This is a genomic window from Vibrio sp. 1641, from assembly GCF_033339995.1.
Lineage (GTDB): Bacteria > Pseudomonadota > Gammaproteobacteria > Enterobacterales > Vibrionaceae > Vibrio > Vibrio alginolyticus.
Genome location: NZ_JAWOVP010000258.1, coordinates 1 through 639 on the forward strand (window position 1 = coordinate 1; position 639 = coordinate 639).

A 639-nucleotide genomic window follows, 5' to 3' on the forward strand; every position below is an offset into this window, starting at 1 on the left:
CCGAAGTATTTGTTTACCCACGCCAGTGTTTGCTCGACATCTAAGTCACCACCGATCGTGATCGTCGCATTATTTGGACCGTACCAACGCAAGAAAAACGCTTTAAGATCATTCACGTCAACACGATCAAGATCTTCAACGTAACCGATGGTTTGCCATGAGTAAGGATGACCTTCTGGGTATAACGCTTCAGACATACGTTCCCAAATCAAACCGTACGGACGGTTGTCATAACGTTGCGCACGCTCATTTTTCACCGTAGATCGTTGAATTTCAAATTTGCGCTGTGAAACCGCATCAAGCAAAAAGCCCATACGATCCGATTCAAGCCACAGCATTTTTTCCAGCTGATTCGCAGGAACGGTTTCAAAGTAATTGGTGCGATCGCGATTGGTCGTACCGTTTAACGTACCACCCGCCTCTGTGATGATTTTGAAGTGCTCTTGATCGCCAACGTTCTCTGAACCTTGGAACATCATATGTTCAAAGAAGTGCGCAAAGCCCGACTTACCGATTTCTTCACGAGCTGAACCGACGTGATACGTGACATCAACGTGTACCAATGGATCAGAGCCCTCTGGCGCTAGAATTACGGTCAAGCCGTTATCGAGTTTGTATTTTTGATATGGGATCTTAACT

General features: G+C 45.9%; 1 protein-coding gene. It reads right to left on the reverse strand.

The genetic code is table 11. The features are described from left to right. Positions 1-639 (reverse strand): pitrilysin family protein (locus R7Z47_RS25380; protein WP_318130834.1); only part of this gene is annotated, 639 nt, incomplete at both ends.